We start from the raw sequence: 25,553 nt of genomic DNA, 5'->3' as shown, positions 1-25,553 counted from the left end.
AGTGACCGCTGTCAGTCTCGGTATGCCCCCCGTACCGCCGCCGCCGCTGGCCCCGCGCCGGGCCAGCCGCCAGATCATGGTCGGTTCGGTGCCGGTCGGCGGCGGCGCGCCGGTCTCGGTGCAGTCCATGACCACCACCCTCACCGCCGACGTCAACGCCACGCTCCAGCAGATCGCCGAGCTGACCGCGTCCGGCTGCCAGATCGTCCGGGTCGCCGTGCCGTCGCAGGACGACGTGGAGGCGCTGCCCGCGATCGCGAAGAAGTCGCAGATCCCGGTGATCGCCGACATCCACTTCCAGCCGAAGTACGTCTTCGCGGCGATCGACGCCGGCTGCGCCGCGGTGCGGGTGAACCCGGGCAACATCCGGCAGTTCGACGACAAGGTCAAGGAGATCGCGCGGGCCGCCGGCGACGCGGGTGTGCCGATCCGGATCGGCGTCAACGCGGGCTCGCTCGACAAGCGCCTGCTGGCCAAGTACGGCAAGGCCACCGCCGAGGCGCTGGTGGAGTCGGCGCTGTGGGAGTGCTCGCTGTTCGAGGAGCACGGCTTCCGGGACATCAAGATCTCGGTCAAGCACAACGACCCGGTGGTGATGATCCGGGCGTACCGGCTGCTGGCCGAGAAGTGCGACTACCCGCTGCACCTCGGCGTCACCGAGGCCGGCCCGGCGTTCCAGGGCACGATCAAGTCGGCGGTGGCGTTCGGCGCGCTGCTGGCCGAGGGGATCGGCGACACCATCCGGGTCTCGCTGTCCGCCCCGCCGGTCGAGGAGATCAAGGTCGGCGCCGCGATCCTGGAGTCGCTGGGCCTGCGCGAGCGCGGCCTGGAGATCGTCTCCTGCCCGTCCTGCGGGCGGGCGCAGGTCGACGTCTACAAGCTGGCCGAGGAGGTCACCGCCGGTCTGGAGGGCCTGCCGGTGCCGCTGCGCGTCGCGGTCATGGGCTGCGTGGTGAACGGTCCGGGTGAGGCCCGCGAGGCCGACCTGGGTGTGGCCTCGGGCAACGGCAAGGGCCAGATCTTCGTCAAGGGCAAGGTCGTCAAGACCGTGCCCGAGGCGCAGATCGTGGAGACGCTGATCGAGGAGGCGCTGCGGATCGCCGACGAGATGGGCGCCGAGATCCCCGAGGAGCTGCGCGACCTGGTGCCGGGCGGCGCCACCGTCACCGTGCACTGATCTGCTTTTCGCGTCGCCGTGCGGCCGTCCCCGTCGGGGGCGGCCGCACGCGCCGTCTCAGGGGCGGGGCACGGCGGCGAACGGGGAGAGAGTGAACCAGCCGGGCGCGGCACGCCGCAGCGCCTCCGGCCCGCTCACCTCCACCGCGCCGCCGCGCAGCGCCGCCGCCCACCCCAGGTCGCCCATCCAGACCTGGACCAGGGCACGCAGGTCCGCGGTGACGGTCACCGTCACGTCGTGCCCGGGGTCGATGTCGCAGACGTCGGCTTCGCCCGCGGCGATCACCAGCCACCAGTCGCGCTGCGCCGCCGGCACGTCCCGGAAGCGGAACCGCACGACGGTACGCCCCGGCGGGACCGCGTCGTGGTCGACGTGCCGGTGCATGTCCCACAGCAGCAGCTTCGGGTCCAGGTCGGCGTCGCCCAGCTCGCCGATCCAGCGCACGCCCCAGGCGCCGAGCGCCTCCAGCACGGGCCGCAGCTCCCGCCCGGCGGCGGTCGGGACGTAGCGCACGTCGGCGCCGTCGACCCGCCGTTCCACCACCCCGGCGCGGACGAGCTGGTGCAGCCGGCGCGACAGCAGCGTGGGCGACATCCGGGGCAGGCCCCGGCGCAGCTCGTTGAAGCGTTCCGAGCCGCTGACCAGCTCCCGGACCACGAGCAGCGTCCACCGCTCGTCGAGCAGTTCCATGGCCTTCGCCACGGGGCAGAACTGGTGGTAGGAGGCCCCCATGGCGGGCACGCTACGCCCGGCCCGGCGGCCCGGCCAGGCGCCTGTCGGGAGCGGTACAGATCTCGTACTGGGGGCCGTGTCGTCCGCTGCCTAGCGTCCTGTGCAGGGACGACAGCTGAGGAGCGACAGATGATCGAGGAACGGGAACAGGACGCGGCGGTGAAGGCCCGGCACCGCGCGATGTGGGCGCTGGGCGACTACTCCGCAGTGGCCGCGCAGGTGATCCCGCAGTTGGGGGCGACGCTGGTCCGGGCGGTGGGGGTGGGACCGGGCATGCGGGTGCTGGACGTGGCGGCCGGGACCGGCAACGCGGCTCTGCCGGCTGCCCGGACCGGCGCGCAGGTGGTGGCTGGGGACCTGACCCCGGAGTTGCTGGCGATCGGGCGGGCGGCGGCCGAGCGGGAGGGCGTGACGCTGACCTGGGAGGAGGCGGACGCGGAGGCGCTGCCGTACGCCGACGGCGCGTTCGACGCGGTGCTGTCCTGTGTGGGCGTGATGTTCGCGCCCCGGCACCGGGTCGCCGCCGACGAGTTGCTGCGGGTGTGCCGGCCGGGCGGGACGATCGGCCTGGTCAACTGGACCCCGGAGGGCTTCGTGGGCCAGTTGTTCGCGGCCATGCGGCCGTTCGCGCCGCCACCGCCGCCGGGCGCGCAGCCGCCCCCGCTCTGGGGCGACGAGAACCACGTCCGGGAGTTGTTCGGCGACCGGGTCGACGCGCTCACGCTGGGGCGCGACGCCGTGGTGGTGGACCGGTTCGCCACGCCGGAACAGTTCCGGGACTTCTTCGCGACCCACTACGGGCCCACCGTGGCGGCCTACCGCGCGAACGCGGGCGACCCGGAGCGTATGGCCGGGCTCGACCGCGCGCTGACCGACCTGGCCGCCCGGCACCTGGACGGCGGCGTGATGCGCTGGGAGTACCTGCTCGTCACCGCGCGCCGGGCCTGACGGCACGCCGGTCGTGGTCCGGCCGGCGTGCCGTCGCGGCGGCGGCGCTCACTCGGACTCGGCGAGGATGGCGTAGAGCTTGCGCCGCGTCTCGTCGAGCACCTGCGCGGCGCGGGCGCGCTGGTCGTCGGTGCCGGTGGTCATCACCTGCCGCAGCGCCTGCATGGCCTGCGCGCCGGCGTCGCGGATGTCGTGCCAGCTGTTTACCGTCTGCTCGGCGAACTCCGCCCAGGGCGGGGTCTGCGCAGCGGCGGTCGCCTCGGCCTGGCCCTGTTCGGTGAGCGCGAAGCGTTTGCGCCCGCCCTCGGAGTCGGCGGCGGTCGCGATGACGCCCTCGTCCTCCAGTAGTTGCAGCGTCGGGTAGATCGAGCCGGGGCTGGGCCGCCAGGCCCCGCCGGTGCGGGAGTCGATCTCCTGGATCATCTCGTAGCCGTGCATCGGACGTTCGGTGATCAGGGCCAGCACGGCGCCGCGCACGTTCGGCCGCCGGCCTCGTCCGCGCCCGCCGCGGCCCCGCCCGTGGCCGTGCGGTCCGGGCGGGAAGGGCGGCGGACCGGGGGGTACGGGCGGGAAGCCGAAGCCGCCCCGGCGGCGCATCTCGTCGTGCATGGCGTGCATGCGCCGGTGGAAACCCATCAGGGCTCTCCTTCTGTCGTCGTATCACTGATGCATCAACGATATATCGGCAATGCATCGCCGACAAGACGCAGATGAAACTCGGCTGCAAACCGTACGTTCGTACTGTTAGGCTGCCGGCGTGCGCCTGCTTCCCGAACCGGGCCCGTCCCGGACCCTCGCCCTCTCCACGCTCGTCAACACCGTCGGGCGGGGCACCTGGCTCACCGCCAGCGCGCTCTTCCTCACCCGCTCGGTCGGGCTCACGGTGGCCGAGGTCGGCGTGGCGCTCACCCTCACCGCGCTGGTCAGCCTGGTGGCGAGCACGCCGATGGGCTACCTGGCCGACCGCCTCGGCCCGCGCGGGCTCCAGATGGCCGCGCTGCTCGCCTCGGCCGGGTGCACCGCCGCGCTGGTAGCGGTGCGCTCGTTCCCCGGCTTCCTGGCCGTCGGCGTGCTGATGGCGCTCGCCGACGCGGGCACCCGGGGCGCCCGGGGCGCGCTGATCGCCGGCGCCGTCCCACCCGACCAGCGGGTCCGCACCCGCGCCTACCTGCGCGCGGTCACCAACGTCGGCATCTCGGTGGGCACCGTGCTGGCCGGGTTCGCGCTCGCCGCCGACACCCGCGGCGCGTACGTCACGCTGATCCTGCTCGACGCCGCGACCTACGTGCTGGCGGCGGCGGTGCTGCTGCGGCTCCCGCCGGTCCCGCCGGTGCCCGCCCCGGCGCACGGACCGCGGCTGATCGCGCTGCGGGACCGCCCGTTCCTCGCCTTCACCGTGCTGGACGGGCTGATGTCCATGCACTTCTCGCTGATCAACATCGCCCTGCCGCTCTGGATCGCCGGGCACACCACCGCGCCGAACTGGCTGATCTCCGTCTGCCTGCTCGTCAACACGGTGGTGGTGATCCTGTTCCAGGTCCGCGCCTCGCGGGGCACCGAGGACCTGACCGGCGCGGGCCGGGCCGCCCGCCGGGCCGGCGTCCTGCTCGCCGGCGCCTGCGCGCTGTTCGCCGCCGGTGGCGGCGTACCGGTCGCGGTGGCGGTGCCGCTGCTGCTGGCCGGCGCGCTGGTGCACGTGGTGGGGGAGTTGTGGCACGCGGCGGCCGGCTGGGGCATCTCGTTCGGGCTGGCCCCGGCGCACGCGCACGGCCAGTATCAGGGGGCGTACGGGATGGGCATGCAGCTCGGCTCGATGGTCGCCCCGGTGGTGGTGACCACGCTCGCGATCGGCTGGGGCGTGCCCGGCTGGCTGGTGCTCGGCGGGGTGTTCCTGCTGCTCGGCGCGCTCGTCCCGCCGGTGGTGCGGTGGGCCGCCCGGACCCGGCCGCCCGTGCCCGAATCGGCGCCCGTGACGGTCGGCTGAGCCGCCGCTCACCGGAGCGGTCCGGGGTGCCCGGTCGGCCCGCGCGCCCCGGCGCGGATCTGGCAGGCTGGTAACCGTGCTCACGATGCCGGTACGCCAACTCGGGGAGTCGGAGCGCCGCGCGGTCGAGCGGCTGCTCGACCTCGACCCGTACGCCGGCGCGCAGGTCGCCGAGCGGGTGGCGGCGCGCGGGCTGGCCTGGTGGCGGGCCGAGGCGCGGATCCTCGGCTACGGCTCCCGCCGCAACCTGGAGTCGATCTGCTGGCTGGGTGGCAACCTGACGCCGGTGCTCGCGTCCGAGCCGGCGGTGACCGCGTTCGCCGAGCAGTTGAGCGGGCAGGAGCGACTCTGTTCCTCGATCGTGGGCCGCGCCGACGCCGTACTCGGGCTCTGGGACCGCCTCTCCGCGTACTGGGGGCCGGCCCGGGACGTACGCCCGAACCAGCCCTTGCTGGCGACTGACGCGCTGCCCGCCGTGGCGCCCGACCCGGACGTGCGGCGGGTGCGCGGCAGTGAGGTCGACCGGCTGTTCCCGGCCGCGGTGGCGATGTACACCGAGGAGGTCGGGGTGTCGCCGCTGGCCGAGGACGGCGGGCGCGGCTACCGGCGCCGGGTGACCGAGCTGGTGCGCGCCGGCCGCGCCTACGCCCGTTTCGTCGACGGGCGGGTGGTCTTCAAGGCGGAGCTGGCGGTGGTGACCCGCCGGACCGCGCAGGTGCAGGGCGTCTGGGTAGCGCCCGAGTGGCGGGGCCGGGGCATCGCCACCGCCGCGATGGCCGCTGTGGTGCGCGACGCGCTGGACCGGGTCGCGCCCACCGTGAGCCTCTACGTGAACGACTTCAACCTGCCCGCCCGCCGGGTCTACGAGCGCTGCGGCTTCCGCCCGGTCGGCACGCTCGCCACAGTGCTGTTCTGAGGATCACGTCCCGCCGGAGGTCCCGAACCGGACACCCGGCGCTAGGCTGGGCATGTTTTTATACTGACTAGTCAGTTCGGAATTCGGGGTCTGATGAACATCGTCGAGACCAGGGGCCTGGGGCTGCGGACGCGCCGCGGCTGGGTCTACCGGGACGTCGACCTCACCGCCGCGAGCGGTGAACTGGTCGCGGTCACCGGCCCGCCCGGCAGCGGACGCACCTCGCTGCTGCTCACGCTGGCCGGGCGCTTCCCGCACAGCCACGGCGAGCTGCGCCGCCGGGGCCCGGCCGCGCTCGGCCAGGTGGCCGGCGTGCACGAGCCCGACCCGACGCTCACCGTCGCCGAGCACATCACCGAACGGCTGCTGCTGCTCGGCCCGGTACCGCGCCGCCGTCGGCGCCTGGTGCCGGTGGCCGCCGTGCGGGCCCGCCGGGCCTACCGCCGCGACGCCTACGCCGCCGCCGTCGCCGGCGCCGGCCTCACCGACGCGCCACTCGACCCCGACCGGTACGGCAGAGACCTCACCCCCGTCGAACGGCAGGTGCTCGGCCTGGTGCTGGCCAGCCTCGGCGGCCCCAGCCTGATCGTCGCCGACGACGTGGACGCCGGCGCCGACCGCCCCGAGCGGGAGTGGATGTGGGGCGCGCTGGAACGCCTCGCCGATCAGGGGTACGCGGTGGTCGCCAGCGCCCGCGCGGTCGAACCCGGCGTCGCCGCCACCGTGCACCGCATCGGCGACCCGGCAGTGCCCGCCCCCGCCCTTCCCGCCGAGCCCGCTCCCGACCGTCCCGCCGAGGTGCCCGCATGAGCGTCCTGCGACTTGCCCTGTTCGAGCTGCGCCGGATGACCCGGGGCCGGCTGCCGCGCGCCGCCCTGGCCGTGCTCACCATCGTCCCGCTGCTCTACGGCGCGCTCTACCTGTACGCGTTCTGGGATCCCTACGGGAAGATGGACCGCATCCCGGTCGCCCTGGTCAACGCCGACCGCCCGGCCACCGCCGGCGACGGCAGCGAGGTGCACGCCGGGCGCGACCTCACCGAGAAGCTGCTCGACCGCAAGGTGTTCGGCTGGACCGTCACCGACCAGGCCGACGCCACGAACGGGCTGCGCGACGGCCGCTACCACCTGGTCTTCTCCATCCCGGAGGACTTCTCCGCCTCGCTCGCCGCCGCCCCGGAACCGGACCGCCCGGCCCGGCAGGGTGAGCTGAAGGTCGTCAACGACGACGCCACCAACTACCTCTCCGGTCTGCTCGCCCGGTCGGCGTTCAGCGAGATCCGGGCCGCCGCCGCGCAGAGCACCGCCGCCACGTACTTCGACCGGATGCTGATCGGCTTCACCGACGCCAAGGCCGAGACCGGCCGCGCCGCCGACGGCGCCGGAAAGATCGCCGACGGGCTCGGCAGCTCCCAGCGGGGCGCCGATCAGCTCGCCGACGGGCTCGGTGACGCCTCGGACGGCGCCGGGCAGCTCACCGGTGGACTGAACCAGTCCGTCCAGGGCGCGGACAAGCTCGCCAAGGGCCTCGACCAGTTGCGTACCGGCGCCGCCCAGCTCGCCGACGGCGCCGGGCGCGCCGCCACCGAGACCAAGGCCGCGGCGGCGACGGTGAACGCCGCCGCCGACAAGTACGAGCCGGTGCTGCGCCGCAACGCCGACAAGATCGAGAAGGCGGCCACGCTCGTCGCCGGCGGCGCGCAGCAGCTCGCCGCCGGGCTGGACGCGCTCCCCGGCAAGGCCGCCGAGGTGGTGGCGACCGCCGAGGAGATCCGTGACCGGCTCGACGCGGTCGCGAAGGAACACCCCGAATTGGCGGACAACCCCGACTTCGCCGCCGCCCGTAAGGCCGCCGACCGGGCCGTCACGCAGGCCCGCTCCGTGGTGGCCGAGCTCGACGAGACCGACATGGCCACGCTGCGCAAGCAGATGACCGACGTGGCGAAGACCGCCCGGGAGGTCGCCGCCGCCGCGCCGCACCTGGCCGACGACGTCGCCTCCGCCCGCGCCAAGGTCAACGAGCTGGCCGGCGGGCTCGCCACGCTGGCCCAGGGCAGCGCCAAGCTCCGCGACGGCCTCGGCGACGCGTCGACCGGCGCGACCGAGCTGCGCGGCGGCCTCTACCGGCTCGCCACCGGCGCCCGCCAGCTCGACGGCGGCCTGGCCCTGCTCGGCAGCGGCAGCAACCGGCTGGTCGACGGGCTGACCCGGCTGGAGGGCGGCGCCGGCGACCTCGCCGACGGGCTCGCCGCCGGGGAGCGGAAACTACCCGGGTACGACGACGCGACCACCCGCGCCGGCGTCCTCGGCGACCCGGTCGGCCTGATCCGCGACTCGCAGAACCCGGCCGGCTCGTACGGCGTGGGCTTCGCCCCGTACTTCCTGTCGCTGGCGCTCTGGGTCGGCGCGATGATCACGTACATGCTGTTGCGGCCGGTCAACCGGCGGCACGTGATGTCCGGCGCTCCCGGCTGGCGGGTCGTGCTCGCCGGGTGGCTCCCGGCCGCGGGCATCGGCCTGGCCCAGGTCACCGTGCTCTACACGGTGGTGACGCTGGCGCTCGGGCTCGACCCGCGGCACGGGGCGGCCACGTTCGGGCTGCTCGCGCTCACCTCGCTGGCGTTCACCGCGATCATGCAACTGCTCGGCGTGGCGCTCGGCCCGGCCGGGCGGCTGGCCGCGCTGGCGCTGCTGATGCTCCAGCTCACCTCGTCCGGCGGCACCTACCCGGTGCAGACGTCGCCCGGCTTCTTCCAGGCGATCCACCCCTGGCTGCCGATGACGTACGTGGTGGACGGCCTGCGGCACACCATCAACGGCGGCACCACCGCCCCGGTGGTCACCGGCGCGCTGGTGCTGCTCGCGTTCGGGCTGGGCGCCATGGCGCTCACCGTCGGCGCGGCCCGCCGCTCCCGCCGGCTGACCCCGGCCAAGCTGCACCCCGAACTGACCATGTGAGGATGAGCCGGTGACGGACGGACGGACACGCCGGCGCGAGGACACCCGCCAGCGCCTCTTCGTGGCGGCGGTGGACCTCATCGCCGAGCAGGGATTCTCGGCCACCACGGTGGACGACATCGCGGCCCGGGCCGGCGTGGCGAAAGGGACCGTCTACTACAACTTCGAGTCCAAGACCGTCCTGTTCGAGGAGCTGCTGCGGCACGGCATCGGCCTGCTCACCGCCGAGTTCCGGGCCGCCGTGGACAAGCTGCCGCCGCTGGAGGCGCTGGGCGCGCTGGTCCGCGCGCAACTGGAGTACATCCGCCGCTACCGCGCCTTCGCCCAGCTGCTGCTCTCGGAGATGTGGCGGACCAACCGGGAGTGGCAGCAGACGCTGCGGCTGCTGCGCGGCGAGGCCATCGCGGTGATCGCCGACACGGTGCAGGCCGGCGTGGACAGCGGCGACCTCCCGGCCGACCTGGACGTGCGTACCGCCAGCTCGGCGCTGTTCGGCGTCGGGCTGGTGGTGGCGGTGGACTGGCTCGTCTTCTCGCCGGACCGCTCGATCGACGAGGTGCAGGAGTCGCTGCTCGGCATCGTCCGGCGGGTCGCGCGGACCTGACCAGCGGTCGGTAATTCGGTTGATTCCGGGCCGCCGGAAGGGTGAGGGTGAGGTCACCGCCCCCACCGATCCGAGTCCGGAGGACCTTCCATGCGCCTGCTCCGAGATCTCTGGGCCACGGCGCCCCGGCGGATGGCGGCGGTCCTGCTGCTGATCGTGCTCGGGGCCGGTGGCCAGGCGGCCGCGTCCGCGCTGGCCGGGCCGGTGCTGGTGCACCGTTCGTCCGGCTGGTTCGTCGCGCTCGCGGTGGCGCTCGTCGCCGCAGTCGTCACCGACCTGCTGATCGGCCTGATCATGGCGCGGCTCACCGCCGACTGGTCGGCCGACGTGCGGCGGCGGCTCTGCCGGGTCGCGCTCGGCCAGGACCTGCCCACCCTGGAGACCACGCCGGTCGGCGAGTTGCTCGACCGGATCGACAACGACGTCTACCAGGTCGCCGCCGAGATGCGGAACACCGGCGTACGGCTGGCGCAGGGCCTCGCGGTCTGCGTCCTCGCGACGGTGAGCGCGCTGATCGTCTGGTGGCCCGCCGGTGTCGGCATGATCGTGCTCACCTCCCTGCTCGCGGTGACGCTGCGCCGCCCGACCGCCCGGATCGCCCCGGCCCGGATGGCCGAGGAGGAGGCGTGGTCGGACCTCGCGGCGGTGATGGAGGAGGCGGTGCACGGGCAGGACGACGTGCGCACCAGCCTCGCCCGGCCGTACGTGCTGCGCCTCTACGCCCGCCGCGCGGCCGAGGTGATCGCCCGGTGCGTCCGGGTGTTCCGGCTCTCCGCCCGGGTCACCGCGGCCGCCGCCGGCGCGGTCCGGATCGGCATCGCCGGTGTGGTGCTGGGCGGCGCGTGGGCGCTCGCCACCGGCCGCGTCGACGCCGCCCGGCTGACCGGGATCTGGCTGCTGGCCATCGCGTTCGGCGCGACTGTCGAGCACATCGCCCGCTGGGTGCCGCACCTGCAGCAGGCGTTCGGCGCGTGGGGCCGGGTGCAACTGCTCGCCGGGTCGCCGCAGGAGCCGGAGGGCGGGGCCACCCCGGTCGACGGCGACCTGACCGTGCGCGGGCTCACCTACCGCTACCCGGCCGGCGGGGACGAGCGCGGGCCGGCGCTGCGCGACGTGCGCCTCGACTTCGTCCGGGGCCGCTCGTACGCGCTCGTCGGGCGTACCGGCTCGGGCAAGTCGACGCTGGCAAAGGTGCTCACCCGGGCGGTGGACGTGCCCCGCGGCACGGTGTTCCTCGGCGACACCGACCTGGTCGACCTGGACGTCGAGGAACTGCGCCGGTGGATCGCCGTGGTGCCGCAGCGCACCGAGATCCTGGCCGGCACGCTCGCCGAGAACGTGGCGCTGTTCGACCCGGAGCTGCTGGACGCTGCCGAGCGGGCGCTGGCCGAGCTGGGCCTGTCCGGCTGGATCGCCGAGTTGCCCGACGGCGTGCACACCCGGCTCGGCGACGGCGGCTACGTGCTCTCCGCCGGGCAGGAGCAGCTCGTCGCGTTCGCCCGCATCCTGGTCCGCGACCCGCACGTGGTGATCCTCGACGAGGCCACCGCGCGGCTCGACCCGGTCACCGAGAACCGGGTACGCGAGGCCACCGAACGGCTGCTCACCGACCGGATCGGCATCGTCATCGCGCACCGGCTCTCCTCGGTGCGCCGCTGCGACGAGGTGGTCGTGATGGCCGACGGCACCGTGCTGGAGGCCGGTCCGCTGCGCGAGTCGGCCCGCTTCGCCGAACTGCTCGCCACCAGCCACGCCGGGGCGTACGCCGGGGTGGGCGCCCGGCGCGGCGGCGTCGACCTGCTCGACGCGCCCGCCTGGGACGACGCGCCCGCGACGCCCACCGCGCCCGCGACGCGGCCGGCCGCCGTGCCGCGCGCCGACCCGCCACCCGCGCCGCCCGCGCCCCCCGCGCGGACCATGCGCGAGATCCTCCGGCTGGGCCTCAACGACCCGCGGTACGGCCTGATCTCGGTCGGCCTGTTCATCGTGATGACTGTGCTCGGGATGGACGGCGCGGTGCTGCCCTGGCTCTGGGCCGACCTGGTCGGCGGCGGCGACCCGTGGCTGCCGGCGCTGGGCATCGTGGCAGCGCTGCTCGTGGTGCTGCCGCTGCCGTACCTGACGAACCTGTGGTTCCCGCAGTGGTGGATCCGGCAGATGCTGCGGATCAGCGCCCGGCTGGTGCACGGGCAGACCGGCGCGCGCCGGGTCAGCGGGCACACCCCGGCCGAGGTGGTGGCCCAGGGCGGTGACACCGACCGGGTGGTGCACCTGGCCGACAACCTGATGGACCAGTTCATCTCGCTGGTCATCGTGGTCACCATGACGCTGGTGACCGGCAGCTTCGTACCGGCGTTGTTCTTCGTCGGCACGATGGTGGTCTCCGGGCTGGCGGCGACGCTGTTCGGGCCGAGGCTGGAACGCACCGCGGCCGGCACGGTGAAGGCGCGCGCCGCGTTCGCCACCGCGCTGGTGTCCGCGCTGTCCGCCGCCCGTACGGTCAAGCTGGCCGGCGCCACCCGCCCGGTGCTGCGGCACCTCGCCCGGCTCGACGAGGTACGCAGCGAGCGGCAGCGGCGTGAGATCGCCATGCAGGTGTGGGCCCGGTCCACGCCGTCGGTGGCCAGCGGCCTGCTGCCGATCGGCGCGTGGGCGCTCTACCTGGCCGGCGGGCTGTCCGCCGGCGCCACGCTGGTGGCCGTCTCCACGCTCGGCGCGGCCCGCTGGTTCGCGTGGACCACCGCGTCACTGGTCTCGCAGTACCCGTCGGCGCGGGTGTGGACGAAGCGGACGGTGGCGATGACCGGCGAGGCCGTGTACGCGGCGCCGGTGCCCGGCCTGGATCTGGTCGCGGGCACCGCGCCCGCGCCCGAGCCGCCGCCCCGGCACCCGCTGCGCCGCCTGGAACTGGCCGGCTTCGGCGCGCTGCACTCCGACGGCACGCTGGCCGTGCGCGACGTCGACCTGGTGGTCGAGCGCGGGCAGCTGGTGCTCGTCGTCGGCCCGGTCGGGTCCGGCAAGTCGTCGCTGCTGCGCGCGCTGGCCGGGATCGTGCACCACGTCGGCGAGCTGCGCTGGAACGGCGACCCGGTGACCGAGCCGGAGATGTTCCTGCGCCCCAACCAGGTCGGGTACGTGGGTCAGCTGCCCCGGGTGCTCTCCGGCACGGTGGCCGACAACATCGCGCTCGGGCACCAGGTGGACGCCGCCGGTGCGGTCTCGACCGCCCAGCTCGAACACGACCTGGCCGCCGCGGGGGGCGGGCTCGGGTTGCTGATCGGGCACAAGGGCACCCGGCTCTCCGGTGGGCAGCTCCAGCGGCTGGCGCTGGCCCGGGCGCTCGCGCCGCGTACCGAGCTGCTGGTGGCCGACGACGTGTCGTCGGCGCTGGACGTGAGCACGGAGCTGGCGTTGTGGGCGGCGCTGCGCGAGCACGGGGTGACTGTGGTCGGCTCGACCGCGAAGCGGGCCGCGCTGGTCCGGGCCGACCACGTGGTGGTGCTGATCGACGGCACGGTGGCCGACCAGGGCGCCTGGACCGACCTGGAACCCCGCTGGAGCCACCTGGCCGGCTGACCGCGTTCTCCCGGTTGATCATGAAGTTGGCGGCGACAAAACGGACGCGGAACGCCGCCAACTTCATGATCGACGCGCACGGTCAGAAGGCGCGGGCGTACTGGTTGGGCCAGGCGGGGGTGGCGTTCAGCTTGGCGGCGGCGCGGCGCGGCCAGTACGGGTCGCGCAGCAGTTCCCGGCCCAGCAGCACCAGGTCCGCCTCGCCGCCGGCCACGATCTGCTCGGCCTGCTCGGGCTCGACGATCAGGCCCACCGCGCCGGTCGGCACCCCGGCGTCGCGGCGGATCCGGGCGGCCAGCGGCACCTGGTAGCCGGGTCCGACCGGGATGGACGCCCGGACCGCCGCGCCGCCGGAGGACGTGTCGACCAGGTCCACTCCGGCGGCGGCCAGCTCACCGGCGAGCACCACGCTGTCCTCGACGGTCCAGCCGTCGTCGGTCCAGTCGGTGGCGGAGATCCGGGTCAGCACCGGCACCGACTCGCCGACGGCGGCGCGTACCGCGCGGGCCACCTCCAGCGTGAGCCGCATCCGGGCGGCCCGGTCGCCGCCCCAGCCGTCGGTGCGTCGGTTGGTCAGCGGGGACAGGAACTCGTGCAGCAGGTAGCCGTGCGCGGCGTGGATCTCCACGGCGGCGAACCCGGCGTCGAGCGCCCGCCCGGCGGCGGTGGCGAAGGCGTCCACCACTGCGGCGATGCCCGCCTCGTCCAGCGCGGTGGGCGTGCGGTACTCCGGCACGAACGGCTGGTCGCCCGGGCCCACCGGGGTCCAGCCGCCTTCGGCGTCCGGCACGCCGCCGCGCGCCGGCGCCCACGGCCGGTACGTGGACGCCTTGAACCCGGCGTGCGCGAGCTGCACGGCCGGCACCGCGCCGTGGTCGGCGACGAACGCGGTGATCGGCCGCCAGGCGTCGACGTGCGCGCCGGACCAGAGGCCGGTGTCCTGCGGGCTGATCCGGCCCTCGGGCACCACAGCTGTCGCCTCGGTGATCACGAGCCCGGCCCCGCCGACCGCGCGGGAGCCGAGGTGGACGCGGTGCCAGTCGGTGGGCAGGCCGTCGGGCCCGGCGCTGTACTGGCACATGGGCGCCAGCGCGATCCGGTTGGGCAGCGTGACGCCGCGCAGGGCGAGCGGGGTGAACAGGGCGCTCATTGTCGAAGATCCTCCGGTCATGGCTTCGGGTGCGCCTCCCGCTTTCGGAAGACGCACCCGAAGAAGTGTGGATCAGGCGGGTACGGGGTCGAGCCGCTCGGTCTCGACCGGCTCGATCAGGTCGCGCTTGCCGGCCGAGTCGTACGCGGCCCGGTCGAGCGTGCCCTCCCGGGCGGCCACGATGGTCGGCACCACCGCTTGACCGGCCACGTTCGTGGCGGTGCGGATCATGTCCAGGATCGGGTCGATGGCCAGCAGCAGGCCGGCCCCGGCCAGCGGCAGGCCCAGCGTGCTCAGGGTCAGCGTGAGCATGACGATCGCGCCGGTCAGGCCGGCGGTGGCGGCCGAGCCGACCACCGAGACGAACGCGATCAGCAGGTAGTCGGTGACGCCCAGGTTCACGCCGAACACCTGCGCCACGAAGATCGCGGCGAGCGCCGGGTAGATGGCGGCGCAGCCGTCCATCTTCGTGGTGGCGCCGAACGGCACGGCGAAGGAGGCGTACTCGCGGGGGACGCCGAGGCGCTCCACCGAGCGCTGGGTCACCGGCATGGTGCCCACCGAGGAGCGGGACACGAACGCCAGCTCGATGGCGGGCCAGGCGCCGGCGAAGAAGCGCAGCGGGTTGAGCTTGCCGGCCACCGCGAGCAGCACCGGGTAGACCACGAACAGCACCAGCGCGCAGCCGACGTAGACGGCCGTGGTGAACTTCGCGAGCGGGGCCAGCAGGTCCCAGCCGTACGAGGCGACGGCGTTGCCGATCAGGCCGAGCGTGCCGATCGGGGCGAGCCGGATGACCCACCAGAGCGCCTTCTGCACGATCGACAGCAGCGAGCGGTTGAGCGACACGAACGGCTCGGCGGCGTCGCCGACGAGCAGCGCGGCGGCACCCACCACCAGGGCGAGGAAGACGATCTGCAGGACGTTGCCCTCGACGAACGCGCCGACCGGGTTGGTCGGGACGATGCCGGTGAGGAAGTCGATCCAGGAGCCGGTGGTCTTCGGCGCGGTGGCGCCGGCCGGGTCCAGGTTGACGCCGCGGCCGGGGTCGGTGAGCAGGCCGAGGCCGATGCCGATGCTCACCGCGATGAGCGCGGTGACGGCGAACCAGAGCAGCGTCTTGACGGCGAGCCGGGCGGCGTTGGCGACGCCGCGCAGGCTGACCACGCTGACCACGATGGCGGTGAAGACAAGCGGCGGCACGGCCAGCTTGAGCAGCTGGACGAAGAGGCCGCCGACGGTGTCGAGCGTGCTGGTCAGCCAGGCGAGGTCGGCGGCGCGGGCGAGGAAACCGAGCGCCACACCGAGCACGAGGCCCAGCAGGATCTGGACGGAGAAGGGAATTCTGCGCAGGGCGGAAGCCATGAGGACGGGTCCAAGGTCTGGAGAGGGAAGGCGGGCGTCAGGGCGTGGAGCTACGCCGGACAGACGCCGCTGGCCTGCCGTCGCAGATCGACGTACAGGCGCTCGGTGAGGCACCAGACATTGGTCATCGTCGCGACACGTTACTCCCGTCGCGGGTGGGAACGGAAGGACCGTCGCCGGTGAGGCTCCTTACAGCCAGGTATCCGGAGGTGACCAGTCCCCAGGCGGCGACCACGACCAGCAGCACCCGCTCCGACAGCCCGAGCAGCGTGCTGCGGCCGACCAGCAGCAGCGCCAGCGCGACCACGACGGCCACCGGCAGCGCCACCGCCGCGCCGACCGCGGCGATCCGCCGCAGCCCCTGGTCCGCCGCCCGGGAGAACAGCACCACGAGCATGGCGAGCACCACAGCGGCGGTCGCCGCGATGCTGGCCCCGCCGTGCACCAGGTCCGCCACCGTGGGCGCCTCGAACGGCGGCAACGGACAGCCCTCGCTGCACGTGACAGCGCCGGACAGCACAGTCGCGACCGCGCCGATGCCGAGCAGCCCGGCCGCCGCCCGCAAACCCGGCGGCAGCGCCCCGGCGAGCAGCAGCAGCGACGCGGCCACTGAGAAGATCCCGATCCGGTACGCCCCGGCGTACCCGCTGTCCGCGATGCCCGCCTCACTCACGTACGCGACGGGTCCGGGACCGGGACCGGCGACCACCGCAACAGTCACCGCAGCCGCGCCGGCGGCCAGGCAGACGGCGGCGAACGCGGCGGAGATCCGGCGGCCGGTGTCCTCAGCCACGTCCGTGCGGGGTGGTCCAGCCGGACAGGTCGGGGCCGAGCGGCACGATCCGGGTCGGGTTGATCATGTCGTGGGTGGCGTAGTAGTGCCGCTTGATGTGGTCGAAGTCCACCGTCTCGCCGAAGCCCGGCGTCTGGAACAGGTCCCGCGCGTACGCCCAGAGCACCGGCATCTCGGTCAGCTTGCGCAGGTTGCACTTGAAGTGCCCGTGGTACGCCACGTCGAAGCGCACCAGCGTGGTGAACAGGCGCACGTCCGCCTCGGTGATCGCGTCGCCCATCAGGTAGCGCCGGCCGGCCAGCCGCTCGCTCAGCGCGTCGAGGCGGGCGAACAGTGCGGTGAACGCCTCGTCGTACGCCTCCTGGGAGGTGGCGAACCCGCATCGGTAGACGCCGTTGTTGACGTCCCGGTGGATCTCCGCCATCAGCGCGTCCATCTCCGGGCGCAGCTCGACCGGGTACAGATCGGGGGCGTCCGGCGCGTGGAACCGCCGCCACTCGGTCGAGAAGTCGAGCGTGAGCTGCGGATAGTCGTTCGTGACCACCCGTCCGGTGAGCGTGTCCACGAGCGCCGGCACGGTCACCCGGCCGGTGTAGTCCGCGTCGGTGGACAGGTACGCCTCGGAGAGGAAGCCGATGCCGAGCACCGGGTCGAAGCCGTCCGGGTCGAGCGCGAACCGCCAGCCCCGCTCGTCCCGGATCGGGTCGACGGTGCCCAGCGAGATCACCTCGTCCAGCCCGAGCAGGCCGCGCACGATCCGGGCCCGGTGCGCCCACGGGCAGGCCCGGCACCAGATCAGCCGGTAGCGGCCCGCCTCCAGCGGCCAGCGCCCCTGATCGTCCGGCCCGCCGCCCTCCGGGGAGGTGGAGTGCGGGGTGACCCGGCCGGTGAACCGGTTGGGCTGGCGGACGAACGCGCCGCCGCCGCTTGTCTCTGCGCTGAACTGGGCCCCGGACATGCGGCAAACCTATCCGCTCCGGTCACGGATATCCTGGCGCCGGGTACCCCCACCGACCCCTTCCCACCCCCGAAGGACGTACGCGCGATGACAGTGGCCTATCTCGTTGCCGGAGTCCGCACCCCGATCGGCCGGTACGCCGGCGCCCTGGCCGGGGTCCGCCCCGACGACCTGGCCGCGCACGTCGTCCGCGAACTGGTGGCCCGCCACCCGTCGGTCGACTGGGCGCGTACCGACGACGTGATCCTGGGCTGCGCCAACCAGGCCGGCGAGGACAACCGCAACGTGGCCCGGATGGCCGCGCTGCTCGCCGAGCTGCCGGAGGAGGTGCCGGGCAGCACCGTCAACCGGCTCTGCGGATCCGGCCTGGACGCGCTCGCCTCCGCCGCCCGCGCGATCGTCGCCGGTGAGGCCGACCTGGTGGTGGCCGGCGGCGTGGAGAGCATGAGCCGCGCGCCGTTCGTCATGCCGAAGGCGGCCACGCCGTTCGCCCGCACCGCCGAGGTGTACGACACCACCATCGGCTGGCGGCTGGTCAACCCGCTGATGCGCAAGGGCTGGGGCGTCGACTCGATGCCGGAGACGGCGGAGAACGTGGCAGCCGAGTTCGGCGTGGACCGGGCCGCGCAGGACGCCTTCGCGTACCGGTCGCAGCAGCGGGCCGCCAAGGCGCAGGCCGACGGCCGGCTGGCCGAGGAGATCGTCCCGGTGACGGTGCCCGCCGGCAAGCGCGAGACGAAGCTGGTCGAGGCCGACGAGCACCCGCGCGAGACGACGCTGGCGAAGCTCGCCTCGCTGCCCACCCCGTTCCGTGAGGGCGGCACGGTGACGGCCGGCAACTCCTCCGGCGTCAACGACGGCGCGGTCGCGCTGCTCGTCGCCTCCGCGGCCGCCGTCGAACGCTACGGCCTCACCCCGCTGGCCCGGGTACGCGGCGCGGCGGCGGCCGGCGTACCGCCGCGGATCATGGGCGTCGGCCCGGTGCCGGCCACCCGCAAGCTGCTCGACCGGACGGGCCTGTCGCTCGCCGACGTGGACGTGATCGAGCTGAACGAGGCGTTCGCCGCGCAGGCCGTGGCGGTGCTGCGCGAGCTGGGCCTGCCGGAGGACGCCGAGCATGTCAACCCGGGCGGCGGGGCGATCGCGCTGGGCCACCCGCTCGGCGCCAGCGGCGCCCGGCTGGCGCTGACCGCCGCGCTGGAACTGCGCCGCCGTGGCGGCCGCCGGGCGCTCGCCACCATGTGCGTCGGCGTCGGCCAGGGCATCTCGCTGCTGCTGGAGTCGGCCGACTGACGCCGGCCGGCAGCATCGCCCGTTGTGGATCTCCCATACCTGGCCGTACCGGCCTAGAGTGGTCTGCACCACACGACCCGCCAGCGACGGCGGCGACGACCTGGGGGACCGAGCGATGCAGACGCCGGACGGCGTGCCCACCGAGATCGACCTGAGTCGGCCGAGCGCCGCCCGGGTCTACGACTACTTCCTCGGTGGGGCCCACAACTTCGAGATCGACCGGCAGCTGGCCGAGCAGATCGCGGCCATGACACCGAACCTGGCCGCCACCATGCGCTCGGGCCGGGAGTTCCTGCGCCGGGCGGTACGGGTGCTGCTCGACGCCGGCATCGACCAGTTCCTCGACATCGGCTCCGGCATCCCCACCGTCGGCAACGTGCACGAGGTCGCCCAGGCCGCGAACCCGGACGCCCACATCGTGTACGTCGACATCGACCCGGTCGCCGTGGCGCACAGCCACGAGCTGCTCGCCGGCAACGAGCGCGCCACCGCGGTCCTGGCCGACCTGCGTGAGCCGAAGCTGATCCTGGACCACGCCCGGTCCAGCGGGCTGATCGACTTCGACCGGCCGCTGGGCATCCTGCTCGCCGGCGTCGTGCACTTCGTCCCGGACGCCGACCGCCCGGCCGACATCCTGGCCACCCTGCGGGCGGCCGCCGCCCCGGGCAGCTACCTGGTCATCTCCCACTCCACGTTCGAGGACCAGCCGCAGGAGATGCTGGACGCGCAGCGGCTGTCCGCGCGTACCGCCACCGAGATCACGCTGCGCTCGCGGGCCGAGATCACCGGCTTCTTCGGCGACTGGACGATCCTCGAACCGGGCGTGGTGCACATGCCGCTGTGGCGGCCCGAGTCACCGTCGGACGTGGACGAGCACCCGGAGCGGTTCGGCGCCTTCGGCGGCGTCGCCCGGCACGACCGCGCCCTCGGCTGATCCCATGCGCGCCCCGGACATCGACGGGGGAGACGTCAGCCGGCCCGGCGCCGTCGCGTACGCCGCCGAGTGGGCTCGTGCGGTGCGCCGCATCGGATTCGTGCCGCTGACCGCGGCCGAGACCGAGCGCCTGCTGGTGCCGCTCACCGAACGGCTCGGCGAGGCCCTGCTCGCCCCCACCTTCTCCGCCCGCCCGGCGGAGGAGGTGGGACGGGCCCTGGTGCAGGCGCATCTCACCGAGCCCGGCGTGCTCGACTGGTCGGTGCAGGCGCTCGGTGACCGGTTCCTGCAGTGGGTGCTGCCCGGCCGGGCGGAGTCACCCGAACTGCGCGAGCGGGTCGCGCTGCTGCAGGGCGCGTTCGCCGCCGGGTTCGCCCGCGCGTTGCGCGACCGGGTGTTCAGCCAGCAGGAGCGGATCTCCCGTTCCGCCTGGCAGGCGCGGGACACCGTCGAGCAGGCGCTGCGGGACAGCGAGGCCCGCTTCCGGGCGGTCTTCACCGGCGCCGTCATCGGCATCGGCATCGCCGGTGTGGACGGGCAGATCATCGAGGTCAACCAGTCCTTCGCGGACATGCTCGGCTACACCGTCGCGGAGATGCGGCGGATGAACGTGTCGGCGCTGGCCTACGCCGACGACGCGGCCGGCATGTGGGAGCTGTACCAGGAGCTGATCGAGGGCAAGCGGGACAGCGCGCGGGTCGAGAAGCGCTACTACCGCAAGGACGGCAGCGTCGTCTGGACCGACCTCGCGGTCTCGCTGATCCGGCACGACGACGGCCGGCCCCGGTTCACCGTCGCCATGGTCGAGGACATCACCGAGCGGTACGAGCTGCAGCAGCGGCTGCGCTTCCAGGCGCTGCACGACCCGCTGACCGGCCTGCCCAACCGGACGCTGTTCTTCGAGACGCTCGGCACCGTCTTCGACGGGGCGGGCGACGACCAGCGCGTCGGGCTCTGCTTCATCGACCTGGACGGCTTCAAGGCGATAAACGACAGCCTCGGCCACGACCTGGGCGACCGGCTGCTCAAGGTGATCGCCCGCCGGCTCAGCGACTGCGTGGCCGGGCGCGGTCACCTGGTGGCCCGCATGGGCGGCGACGAGTTCGTCATCCTGGTCGACTCCGACGGCGGCATCGACGACGCGGTGGAGGTCGCCGAACTGGCCCTGGCCGCCGTCTCCGCGCCGGTGCACGTCGCCGACCAGCAGCTCGCCGTGTCGGCGAGCATCGGCATCGTGGAGTGCCCGGCGGCGGAAACCAGCGTCGGTGACCTGATGAAGGCCGCCGACACCACGCTGTACTGGGCCAAGGCGGAGGGCCGGGGACGCTGGGCGGTGTACGACCCGGAGCGCAGCGCCGCCGACATCGCCCGCTCGGCGCTGGCCGCGAACCTGCCCGCCGCGCTGGACCGGGACGAGTTCGTGCTGCACTACCAGCCGATCGTGTCGCTGCTGGACGGCACGATGGTGGCGGTCGAGGCGCTGGTGCGCTGGCAGCACCCCGAGCTGGGCCTGATCGGGCCGGACCGGTTCATCGGGCTGGCCGAGGAGACCGGCCTGATCGTCCGGCTCGGCGCGTGGGTGCTGCGTCAGGCGTGCCGCGACGCCGAGTCGTGGCGGCGCGCGTACCCGGAGACGTCGCTGGTGGTCAGCGTCAACCTGGCCGCCCGGCAGGCGGACGACCCGGCCATCGTGGAGACGGTCGCGGAGGCGTTGCAGCACACCGGCCTGCCGGCCGAGCTGTTGCAGCTGGAGCTGACCGAGAGCGCGGTCATGGGCAGCGCGGGTGAGCCGCTGCGGACCCTGCACCAGCTCGCCGACCTGGGGCTGCGGCTGGCCATCGACGACTTCGGCACCGGGTACTCGAACCTGGCGTACCTGCGGCGGCTGCCGATCCACTGCGTGAAGCTGGCGGGCCCGTTCGTCGAGGGGATAAAGGGTGACGGCGGGGACGCGGTCGCCGACCACCGGGACGAGCGGATCGTGGACGCGCTGGTCCGGCTGGCGCACGCGCTGGAGCTGTCGGTGACGGCCGAGGCGGTGGAGACCGAGGTGCAGGCCGAGCGGCTGCGGGCGCTGCGGTGCGACACCGGGCAGGGCCGCCTGTTCGGCGCCCCGATGCCCGCCGACGGCATCCGCGCCCGCCTGGGCGGGTAAGGAAGGGCCCCCTGTTAACGCCTCCGGTAGAGCAGGGGGCCCCGCTTAACACCTCCCGCTCACGCGGCGGCAGGCGAGGAAGGGAGAACGGTGAGCCTCACCGATTCGCAGGCCGTGGTGTCGGTGGTCGCCGCGCTGGCGATCATCGCCGGGCTGGCCGGAGTGGTAGTGCCCGGGCTGCCGGCGCTGCCGCTGTGCTGGGGCGGCGTACTGGTGTGGGCGCTGTTCGGCGGCGCCGGGCCGGGCCGCTGGGCGGTGCTCGCCGCCGCCACAGTGATCGCCGCCGGCGGCACCGTGCTCAAGTACCTGTGGCCCGGGCGGAACCTGAAGCGGACCGGCGTGCCCACGTCGTCGCTGCTGGTCGGCGGGCTGCTCGGGGTGGTCGGCTTCTTCGTGATCCCGGTGGTCGGGCTGCCGATCGGCTTCGTCGGCGGGATCTTCGGCGCGGAGCGGCTGCGGCTGGGCGACACCCGGCTCGCCTGGCCGGCCACCGTGCAGGCGCTGAAGGCGGCCGGGCTGTCCATGCTGCTGGAGTTCATGGCCGGCCTGATGATCGCCGCGCTCTGGGTCGCCGGGTTGCTGTTCGTCTAGAGGTGCGGCGGCGCGGGGCGTCCGGAGGGTACGGCCGATCGCCGTACTTCAGTGAGAGAGAGGTGGACGCCGCGCGCCGCCGCGGACCGGGCGTTGCCGAGCGCCCGGCGCCGGCCCGTCGGGTCGGGCCTGGTCACGCCCACAATGATGCCCCCGGTGGGATCCGGCGACAACGCAATTACCGGGGTACGTATTGACCACCTTGATCGGCCGGGAGCACACTGCGAGCACTCGCACGAGCATCGCCTCGAGGAGGTGTGCAGTGGCCACGACGCCCGCGCCGACCGCCGAGCAGCCGATGGACGATGACGCCCGACGACTCGCCGAACTCGGCTACAAACAGGAGTTGCGCCGCAAGTGGAGCGGCTTCTCCAACTTCGCGATCTCGTTCTCCATCATCTCGATCCTGGCCGGCTGCTTCACCACGTTCGGCCAGGCGTGGAACAACGGCGGCCCGGTGGCGATCTCCTGGGGCTGGCCGCTGATCTCGCTGTTCATCCTGATCATCGGCTTCTGCCTGGCCGAGCTGGTCTCCGCGTACCCGACGGCGGGCGGGATCTACTGGTGGGCGGCGACCATGGGCCGGCCGGTGCACGGCTGGTTCACCGGCTGGCTCAACCTGATCGGGCTGGTCGCGGTGACCGCCTCTGTCGACTACGGCTGCGCCACGTTCCTCAACCTGACGCTGTCGGCGCTGTTCGACGGCTGGGCCGGCACCGGGCACCAGACGTTCGGGCTGTTCGTGGTGATCCTCGCGCTGCACGGTCTGATCAACATCTACGGGCACCGGATCATCGACGTACTCCAGAACGTCTCGGTCTGGTGGCACGTGGCCGGCGCGGCCGCCGTGGTGCTGATCCTGGTCCTGGTCCCGGACAACCACCAGAGCTTCCAGTTCGTGTTCACCGAGCGGTTCAACAACTCCGGCTTCGGTGACGGCGACACCGGCGGGCTGGCGTTCTGGTTCTACGTGCTGCCGCTGGGCTTTCTGCTCACGCAGTACACGATCACCGGCTTCGACGCCTGCGCGCACGTCTCCGAGGAGACCCGCGGCGCGTCCAAGGCCGCCGCGCAGGGGCTGTGGCGGTCGATCTTCTACTCGGCGGTGGGCGGCTGGATCCTGCTGCTGGCGTTCCTGTTCGCGGCCACCGACGTGGACGCGATAAACGAGGCGGGCGGCTTCTCCGGGGCGATCTTCGAGACGGCGCTGACGCCGTTCTTCTTCAAGGCCGTCATCATCATCTCCACCATCGGGCAGTTCTTCTGCGGCATGAGCTGCGTGACGTCGATGTCGCGGATGGCGTACGCGTTCAGCCGCGACCGGGCCGTGCCCGGCTGGCGGCTGTGGTCGACTGTCGACCGCAACGGCACGCCTGTGAAAGCCATCATCGGCGCGACGCTGGCCGGGCTGGTGCTCACGCTGCCCGCGCTCTACCAGCGCGGCGGCATCCCTGTCGCGTTCTACGCGGTGGTGTCGGTGGCGGTGATCGGGCTGTACCTGTCCTTCATCATCCCGATCTTCCTGCGGCTGCGGATGGGCGACCGGTTCACCCCGGGCCCGTGGACGCTCGGCCGCCGCTACAAGCTGCTCGGCTGGATCGCGGTGGTCGAGATCGCCGTCATCTCGATCTACTTCGTGCTGCCGATCGTCCCGGCGGGGGTGCCCGGCAACCCCGACTTCAGCTGGACGGCTGTCAACTACGCGCCGATCGCGATCGGTGGCGTGCTGCTCGGCGTCGCCATCTGGTGGTACGCCTCGGCCCGCAGGTGGTTCACCGGCCCGCGCCGTACCGTCGAACAGGCCGATCCGGAGCCGGAGCCCGCCGAGCCGTCGTAGCTGTCGGTGGGGCCTGCCATGATCCGGCCCATGAATGCGGAAGCGGTGGTACGCGCGCTGTGGGATCGCATGCAGGCCCGCGACTGGGCCGGCGTCGGCGAGCTGCTGGCCGACGACGTGGTGGTGGAGTGGCCGGCCAGCGCCGAGCGGATCGTGGGTCGCGACAACTACGTGAAGATCAACGCCGAGTACCCGGAGGGCTGGTCGATCCGGGTGCTGCGGGTGGTGGCGTCGGGCGAGACGGTGGTGTCCGAGGTGGAGGTGCCGCACGAGGGGATGGGCGTGCACCGGGTCGCGTCGTTCTGGACCGTGCGCGACGGGCGGATCGTCGAGGGCCGGGAGTACTGGACCAGCCTCGGCCATGACCCGTCTCCGCAGTGGCGAGCCGCCTGGGTCCAGCCGATGTGAAGTGGCCTGTTGGTCAGGCTGCGGGTCCGGTCTGCTTGGCCAGGGCGATGAATGACCGCCACGAGGACGGGGTGACGTGGAGGGTAGCGCCGTCGCGGTCCTTGCTGTCGCGTACGAGTACGACTCCCGGCAGGTTGTCGGCCACCTCCACGCAGTCACCACCGCTCGTGCCGCTGCGGGTGGACTTCTTCCAGATCGCGCTACTGAGGTCCATGCTGACTCTCTACTTCCTTTATCAGGGCGACCGACAGGGTCTGCGGCAAGGCTACGCTGCGGACGCCTTCCCACCGTGCCAGGAGCGTCGCCATCGCATCCTCGCCATCGACGACCAGACCCGCAAGCTGGTTCTCCAGGTGCCCCACCCAGCCGCCTTCCGCCGAGTGGGCCAGCGCCAGCGGCCCGGAAAGGCCGACGTGATGACCGGCATCGGCTGGAATAACGTGTAGTTGGACGTGCGGCAGTTCGGCCATGTGCAGCAGGTGCGCGAGCTGCTCGGCCATGATGGCGTCACGGCGGCGGAGCGCTGACTCATCAGTCACTGCGATGACGAGCGGGGGACGGTCGCGAAGCAAGATCTCCTGCCGCTCCAATCGTGCAGCTACCTGCTTCTCCACTTCCTCGTGGGGTCTCGTGCTGTCGAAGCGCAGCACCATCCGGGCATAGTTCGCCGTCTGAAGCAGGCCAGGGATCAGGGACGGATTGAAATACCGAAGCTGACGGGCCGAGCGCTCGGCCTCCAGCCAGGGACGGAACCACGAAGGCTGGCTCTCCCGTTCGGCCATCTTCAGCAGCGTTGTCAGCAGGTCGCCGGTCTTCAGCGCCTCATCTGCTCGCGCAAGGAACACGCGATCCAGCGGACGGGCCCCAGTCTCCACTGCCGAGACCATGGACGCGGAGTAGTGCAGAAGCCTGCCGAACTCCTCCTGACTGAGACCGGCGGCGGAGCGCATCCGGCGGAGGTGCGATCGGATGAGATCGGCTGTCGGTTCCTCCACAGTTCCTCCACAGTCCGTGCGTGAACTTCATTCGACATCCGCCGACCGGCCCGGTGCTTCACTGGTGCGCCGTGACCAGGCTCGATGCCTTCCGACCGTAGCGATGTCCTCACCAGACTGTCACGCATGCGGATTCGCTCGTCGCAGGCGAGCACGGGCGGATTCCAGCCCGGGGCCGCC

General features: G+C 73.3%; 22 protein-coding genes. 14 read left to right on the top strand and 8 right to left on the bottom strand.

What is annotated here, in order from left to right; genetic code table 11:
* The first annotated feature begins 1 nt into the window (after position 1).
* A complete protein-coding gene (gene ispG, locus DQE82_RS01200; RefSeq protein WP_030504228.1) occupies positions 2-1,177 on the top strand; it encodes a flavodoxin-dependent (E)-4-hydroxy-3-methylbut-2-enyl-diphosphate synthase in 1,176 nt (391 codons plus the stop codon).
* A 57-nt stretch (positions 1,178-1,234) separates the two neighbouring features.
* On the opposite strand, the gene DQE82_RS01195 is transcribed toward ispG, so the two are convergent.
* Positions 1,235-1,909, bottom strand: a complete 675-nt coding sequence (locus DQE82_RS01195; protein ID WP_043325864.1) for a helix-turn-helix domain-containing protein — start codon at positions 1,907-1,909, stop codon at positions 1,235-1,237.
* Positions 1,910-2,038: 129 nt separating this feature from the next.
* Here DQE82_RS01195 and DQE82_RS01190 point away from each other — a divergent pair, with 129 nt between their 5' ends.
* Positions 2,039-2,857, top strand: coding sequence for a class I SAM-dependent methyltransferase (locus DQE82_RS01190; RefSeq protein ID WP_113971800.1), 819 nt, complete (start codon positions 2,039-2,041; stop codon positions 2,855-2,857).
* Positions 2,858-2,905: 48 nt separating this feature from the next.
* On the opposite strand, the gene DQE82_RS01185 is transcribed toward DQE82_RS01190, so the two are convergent.
* On the bottom strand, positions 2,906-3,493 hold the full coding sequence (locus tag DQE82_RS01185) for a PadR family transcriptional regulator (protein ID WP_113971799.1): 588 nt from the start codon (positions 3,491-3,493) through the stop codon (positions 2,906-2,908).
* 121 nt (positions 3,494-3,614) lie between these two features.
* Here DQE82_RS01185 and DQE82_RS01180 point away from each other — a divergent pair, with 121 nt between their 5' ends.
* The 6 genes from DQE82_RS01180 to DQE82_RS01155 all read left to right on the top strand — a co-directional run bounded on the left by DQE82_RS01180 (position 3,615) and on the right by DQE82_RS01155 (position 12,894).
* Positions 3,615-4,841, top strand: a complete 1,227-nt coding sequence (locus DQE82_RS01180) for an MFS transporter (protein ID WP_113971798.1) — start codon at positions 3,615-3,617, stop codon at positions 4,839-4,841.
* Positions 4,842-4,917: 76 nt separating this feature from the next.
* Entirely contained in the window at positions 4,918-5,757 is an 840-nt protein-coding gene (locus tag DQE82_RS01175) for a DUF4081 domain-containing GNAT family N-acetyltransferase (protein ID WP_043325861.1), read from the top strand.
* 93 nt (positions 5,758-5,850) lie between these two features.
* Positions 5,851-6,567, top strand: a complete 717-nt coding sequence (locus DQE82_RS01170; RefSeq protein WP_113971797.1) for an ATP-binding cassette domain-containing protein — start codon at positions 5,851-5,853, stop codon at positions 6,565-6,567.
* Positions 6,564-8,714: a YhgE/Pip domain-containing protein gene (locus DQE82_RS01165; RefSeq protein WP_113971796.1), complete on the top strand. Its 2,151-nt coding sequence runs from the start codon at positions 6,564-6,566 to the stop codon at positions 8,712-8,714. The genes DQE82_RS01170 and DQE82_RS01165 overlap by 4 nt, the downstream gene beginning before the upstream one ends.
* A gap of 10 nt (positions 8,715-8,724) precedes the next feature.
* A complete protein-coding gene (locus DQE82_RS01160; protein ID WP_113971795.1) occupies positions 8,725-9,318 on the top strand; it encodes a TetR/AcrR family transcriptional regulator in 594 nt (197 codons plus the stop codon).
* Positions 9,319-9,408: 90 nt separating this feature from the next.
* Complete coding sequence (locus tag DQE82_RS01155; protein ID WP_113971794.1) at positions 9,409-12,894, top strand: ABC transporter ATP-binding protein; 3,486 nt, start codon at positions 9,409-9,411, stop codon at positions 12,892-12,894.
* Positions 12,895-12,976: 82 nt separating this feature from the next.
* Here the strand turns inward: DQE82_RS01155 and DQE82_RS01150 are convergent, their stop codons facing one another.
* The 4 genes from DQE82_RS01150 to DQE82_RS01135 form a co-directional block, all read right to left on the bottom strand.
* On the bottom strand, positions 12,977-14,044 hold the full coding sequence (locus tag DQE82_RS01150) for an NADH:flavin oxidoreductase/NADH oxidase (protein ID WP_113971793.1): 1,068 nt from the start codon (positions 14,042-14,044) through the stop codon (positions 12,977-12,979).
* A 72-nt stretch (positions 14,045-14,116) separates the two neighbouring features.
* Positions 14,117-15,397 (bottom strand): dicarboxylate/amino acid:cation symporter, encoded by a 1,281-nt coding sequence (locus DQE82_RS01145; RefSeq protein ID WP_181373726.1) that lies wholly within the window; start codon positions 15,395-15,397, stop codon positions 14,117-14,119.
* Between the two features lie 136 nt (positions 15,398-15,533).
* The gene (locus DQE82_RS01140) at positions 15,534-16,202 is read right to left on the bottom strand and encodes a DUF998 domain-containing protein (protein ID WP_043325855.1); all 669 of its coding nucleotides are present in this window, start codon (positions 16,200-16,202) and stop codon (positions 15,534-15,536) included.
* Positions 16,195-17,160, bottom strand: coding sequence for a glutathione S-transferase family protein (locus tag DQE82_RS01135; RefSeq protein WP_043325853.1), 966 nt, complete (start codon positions 17,158-17,160; stop codon positions 16,195-16,197). The genes DQE82_RS01140 and DQE82_RS01135 overlap by 8 nt, the downstream gene beginning before the upstream one ends.
* An 87-nt stretch (positions 17,161-17,247) precedes the next feature.
* Here DQE82_RS01135 and pcaF point away from each other — a divergent pair, with 87 nt between their 5' ends.
* The 6 genes from pcaF to DQE82_RS01105 all read left to right on the top strand — a co-directional run bounded on the left by pcaF (position 17,248) and on the right by DQE82_RS01105 (position 24,378).
* Positions 17,248-18,453, top strand: coding sequence for a 3-oxoadipyl-CoA thiolase (gene pcaF / locus DQE82_RS01130; RefSeq protein ID WP_113971791.1), 1,206 nt, complete (start codon positions 17,248-17,250; stop codon positions 18,451-18,453).
* Positions 18,454-18,568: 115 nt separating this feature from the next.
* Entirely contained in the window at positions 18,569-19,387 is an 819-nt protein-coding gene (locus DQE82_RS01125; protein WP_113972339.1) for an SAM-dependent methyltransferase, read from the top strand.
* Between the two features lie 4 nt (positions 19,388-19,391).
* The gene (locus tag DQE82_RS01120; RefSeq protein WP_043325850.1) at positions 19,392-21,542 is read left to right on the top strand and encodes a bifunctional diguanylate cyclase/phosphodiesterase; all 2,151 of its coding nucleotides are present in this window, start codon (positions 19,392-19,394) and stop codon (positions 21,540-21,542) included.
* 90 nt (positions 21,543-21,632) lie between these two features.
* On the top strand, positions 21,633-22,133 hold the full coding sequence (locus DQE82_RS01115) for a DUF456 domain-containing protein (RefSeq protein WP_043325848.1): 501 nt from the start codon (positions 21,633-21,635) through the stop codon (positions 22,131-22,133).
* A 262-nt stretch (positions 22,134-22,395) separates the two neighbouring features.
* Positions 22,396-23,970 (top strand): amino acid permease, encoded by a 1,575-nt coding sequence (locus tag DQE82_RS01110; RefSeq protein ID WP_113971790.1) that lies wholly within the window; start codon positions 22,396-22,398, stop codon positions 23,968-23,970.
* 30 nt (positions 23,971-24,000) lie between these two features.
* Positions 24,001-24,378: a nuclear transport factor 2 family protein gene (locus tag DQE82_RS01105; protein ID WP_064447071.1), complete on the top strand. Its 378-nt coding sequence runs from the start codon at positions 24,001-24,003 to the stop codon at positions 24,376-24,378.
* A 13-nt stretch (positions 24,379-24,391) separates the two neighbouring features.
* Here the strand turns inward: DQE82_RS01105 and DQE82_RS01100 are convergent, their stop codons facing one another.
* Together DQE82_RS01100 and DQE82_RS01095 are read right to left on the bottom strand one after the other, a co-directional pair.
* Positions 24,392-24,592 carry a DUF397 domain-containing protein gene (locus DQE82_RS01100; protein ID WP_113971789.1) on the bottom strand — a complete coding sequence of 67 codons (201 nt, stop codon included), beginning with the start codon at positions 24,590-24,592 and terminating at the stop codon, positions 24,392-24,394.
* Positions 24,579-25,328, bottom strand: a complete 750-nt coding sequence (locus DQE82_RS01095; protein ID WP_051611197.1) for a helix-turn-helix transcriptional regulator — start codon at positions 25,326-25,328, stop codon at positions 24,579-24,581. The genes DQE82_RS01100 and DQE82_RS01095 overlap by 14 nt, the downstream gene beginning before the upstream one ends.
* Positions 25,329-25,553 lie beyond the last annotated feature (225 nt).

Source organism: Micromonospora sp. LHW51205 (assembly GCF_003315815.1).
Taxonomy (GTDB): Bacteria; Actinomycetota; Actinomycetes; order Mycobacteriales; family Micromonosporaceae; genus Micromonospora; species Micromonospora chalcea.
Note: the sequence above shows the minus strand (reverse complement) of the source record. Positions and strands in the feature narration are given on the sequence as shown.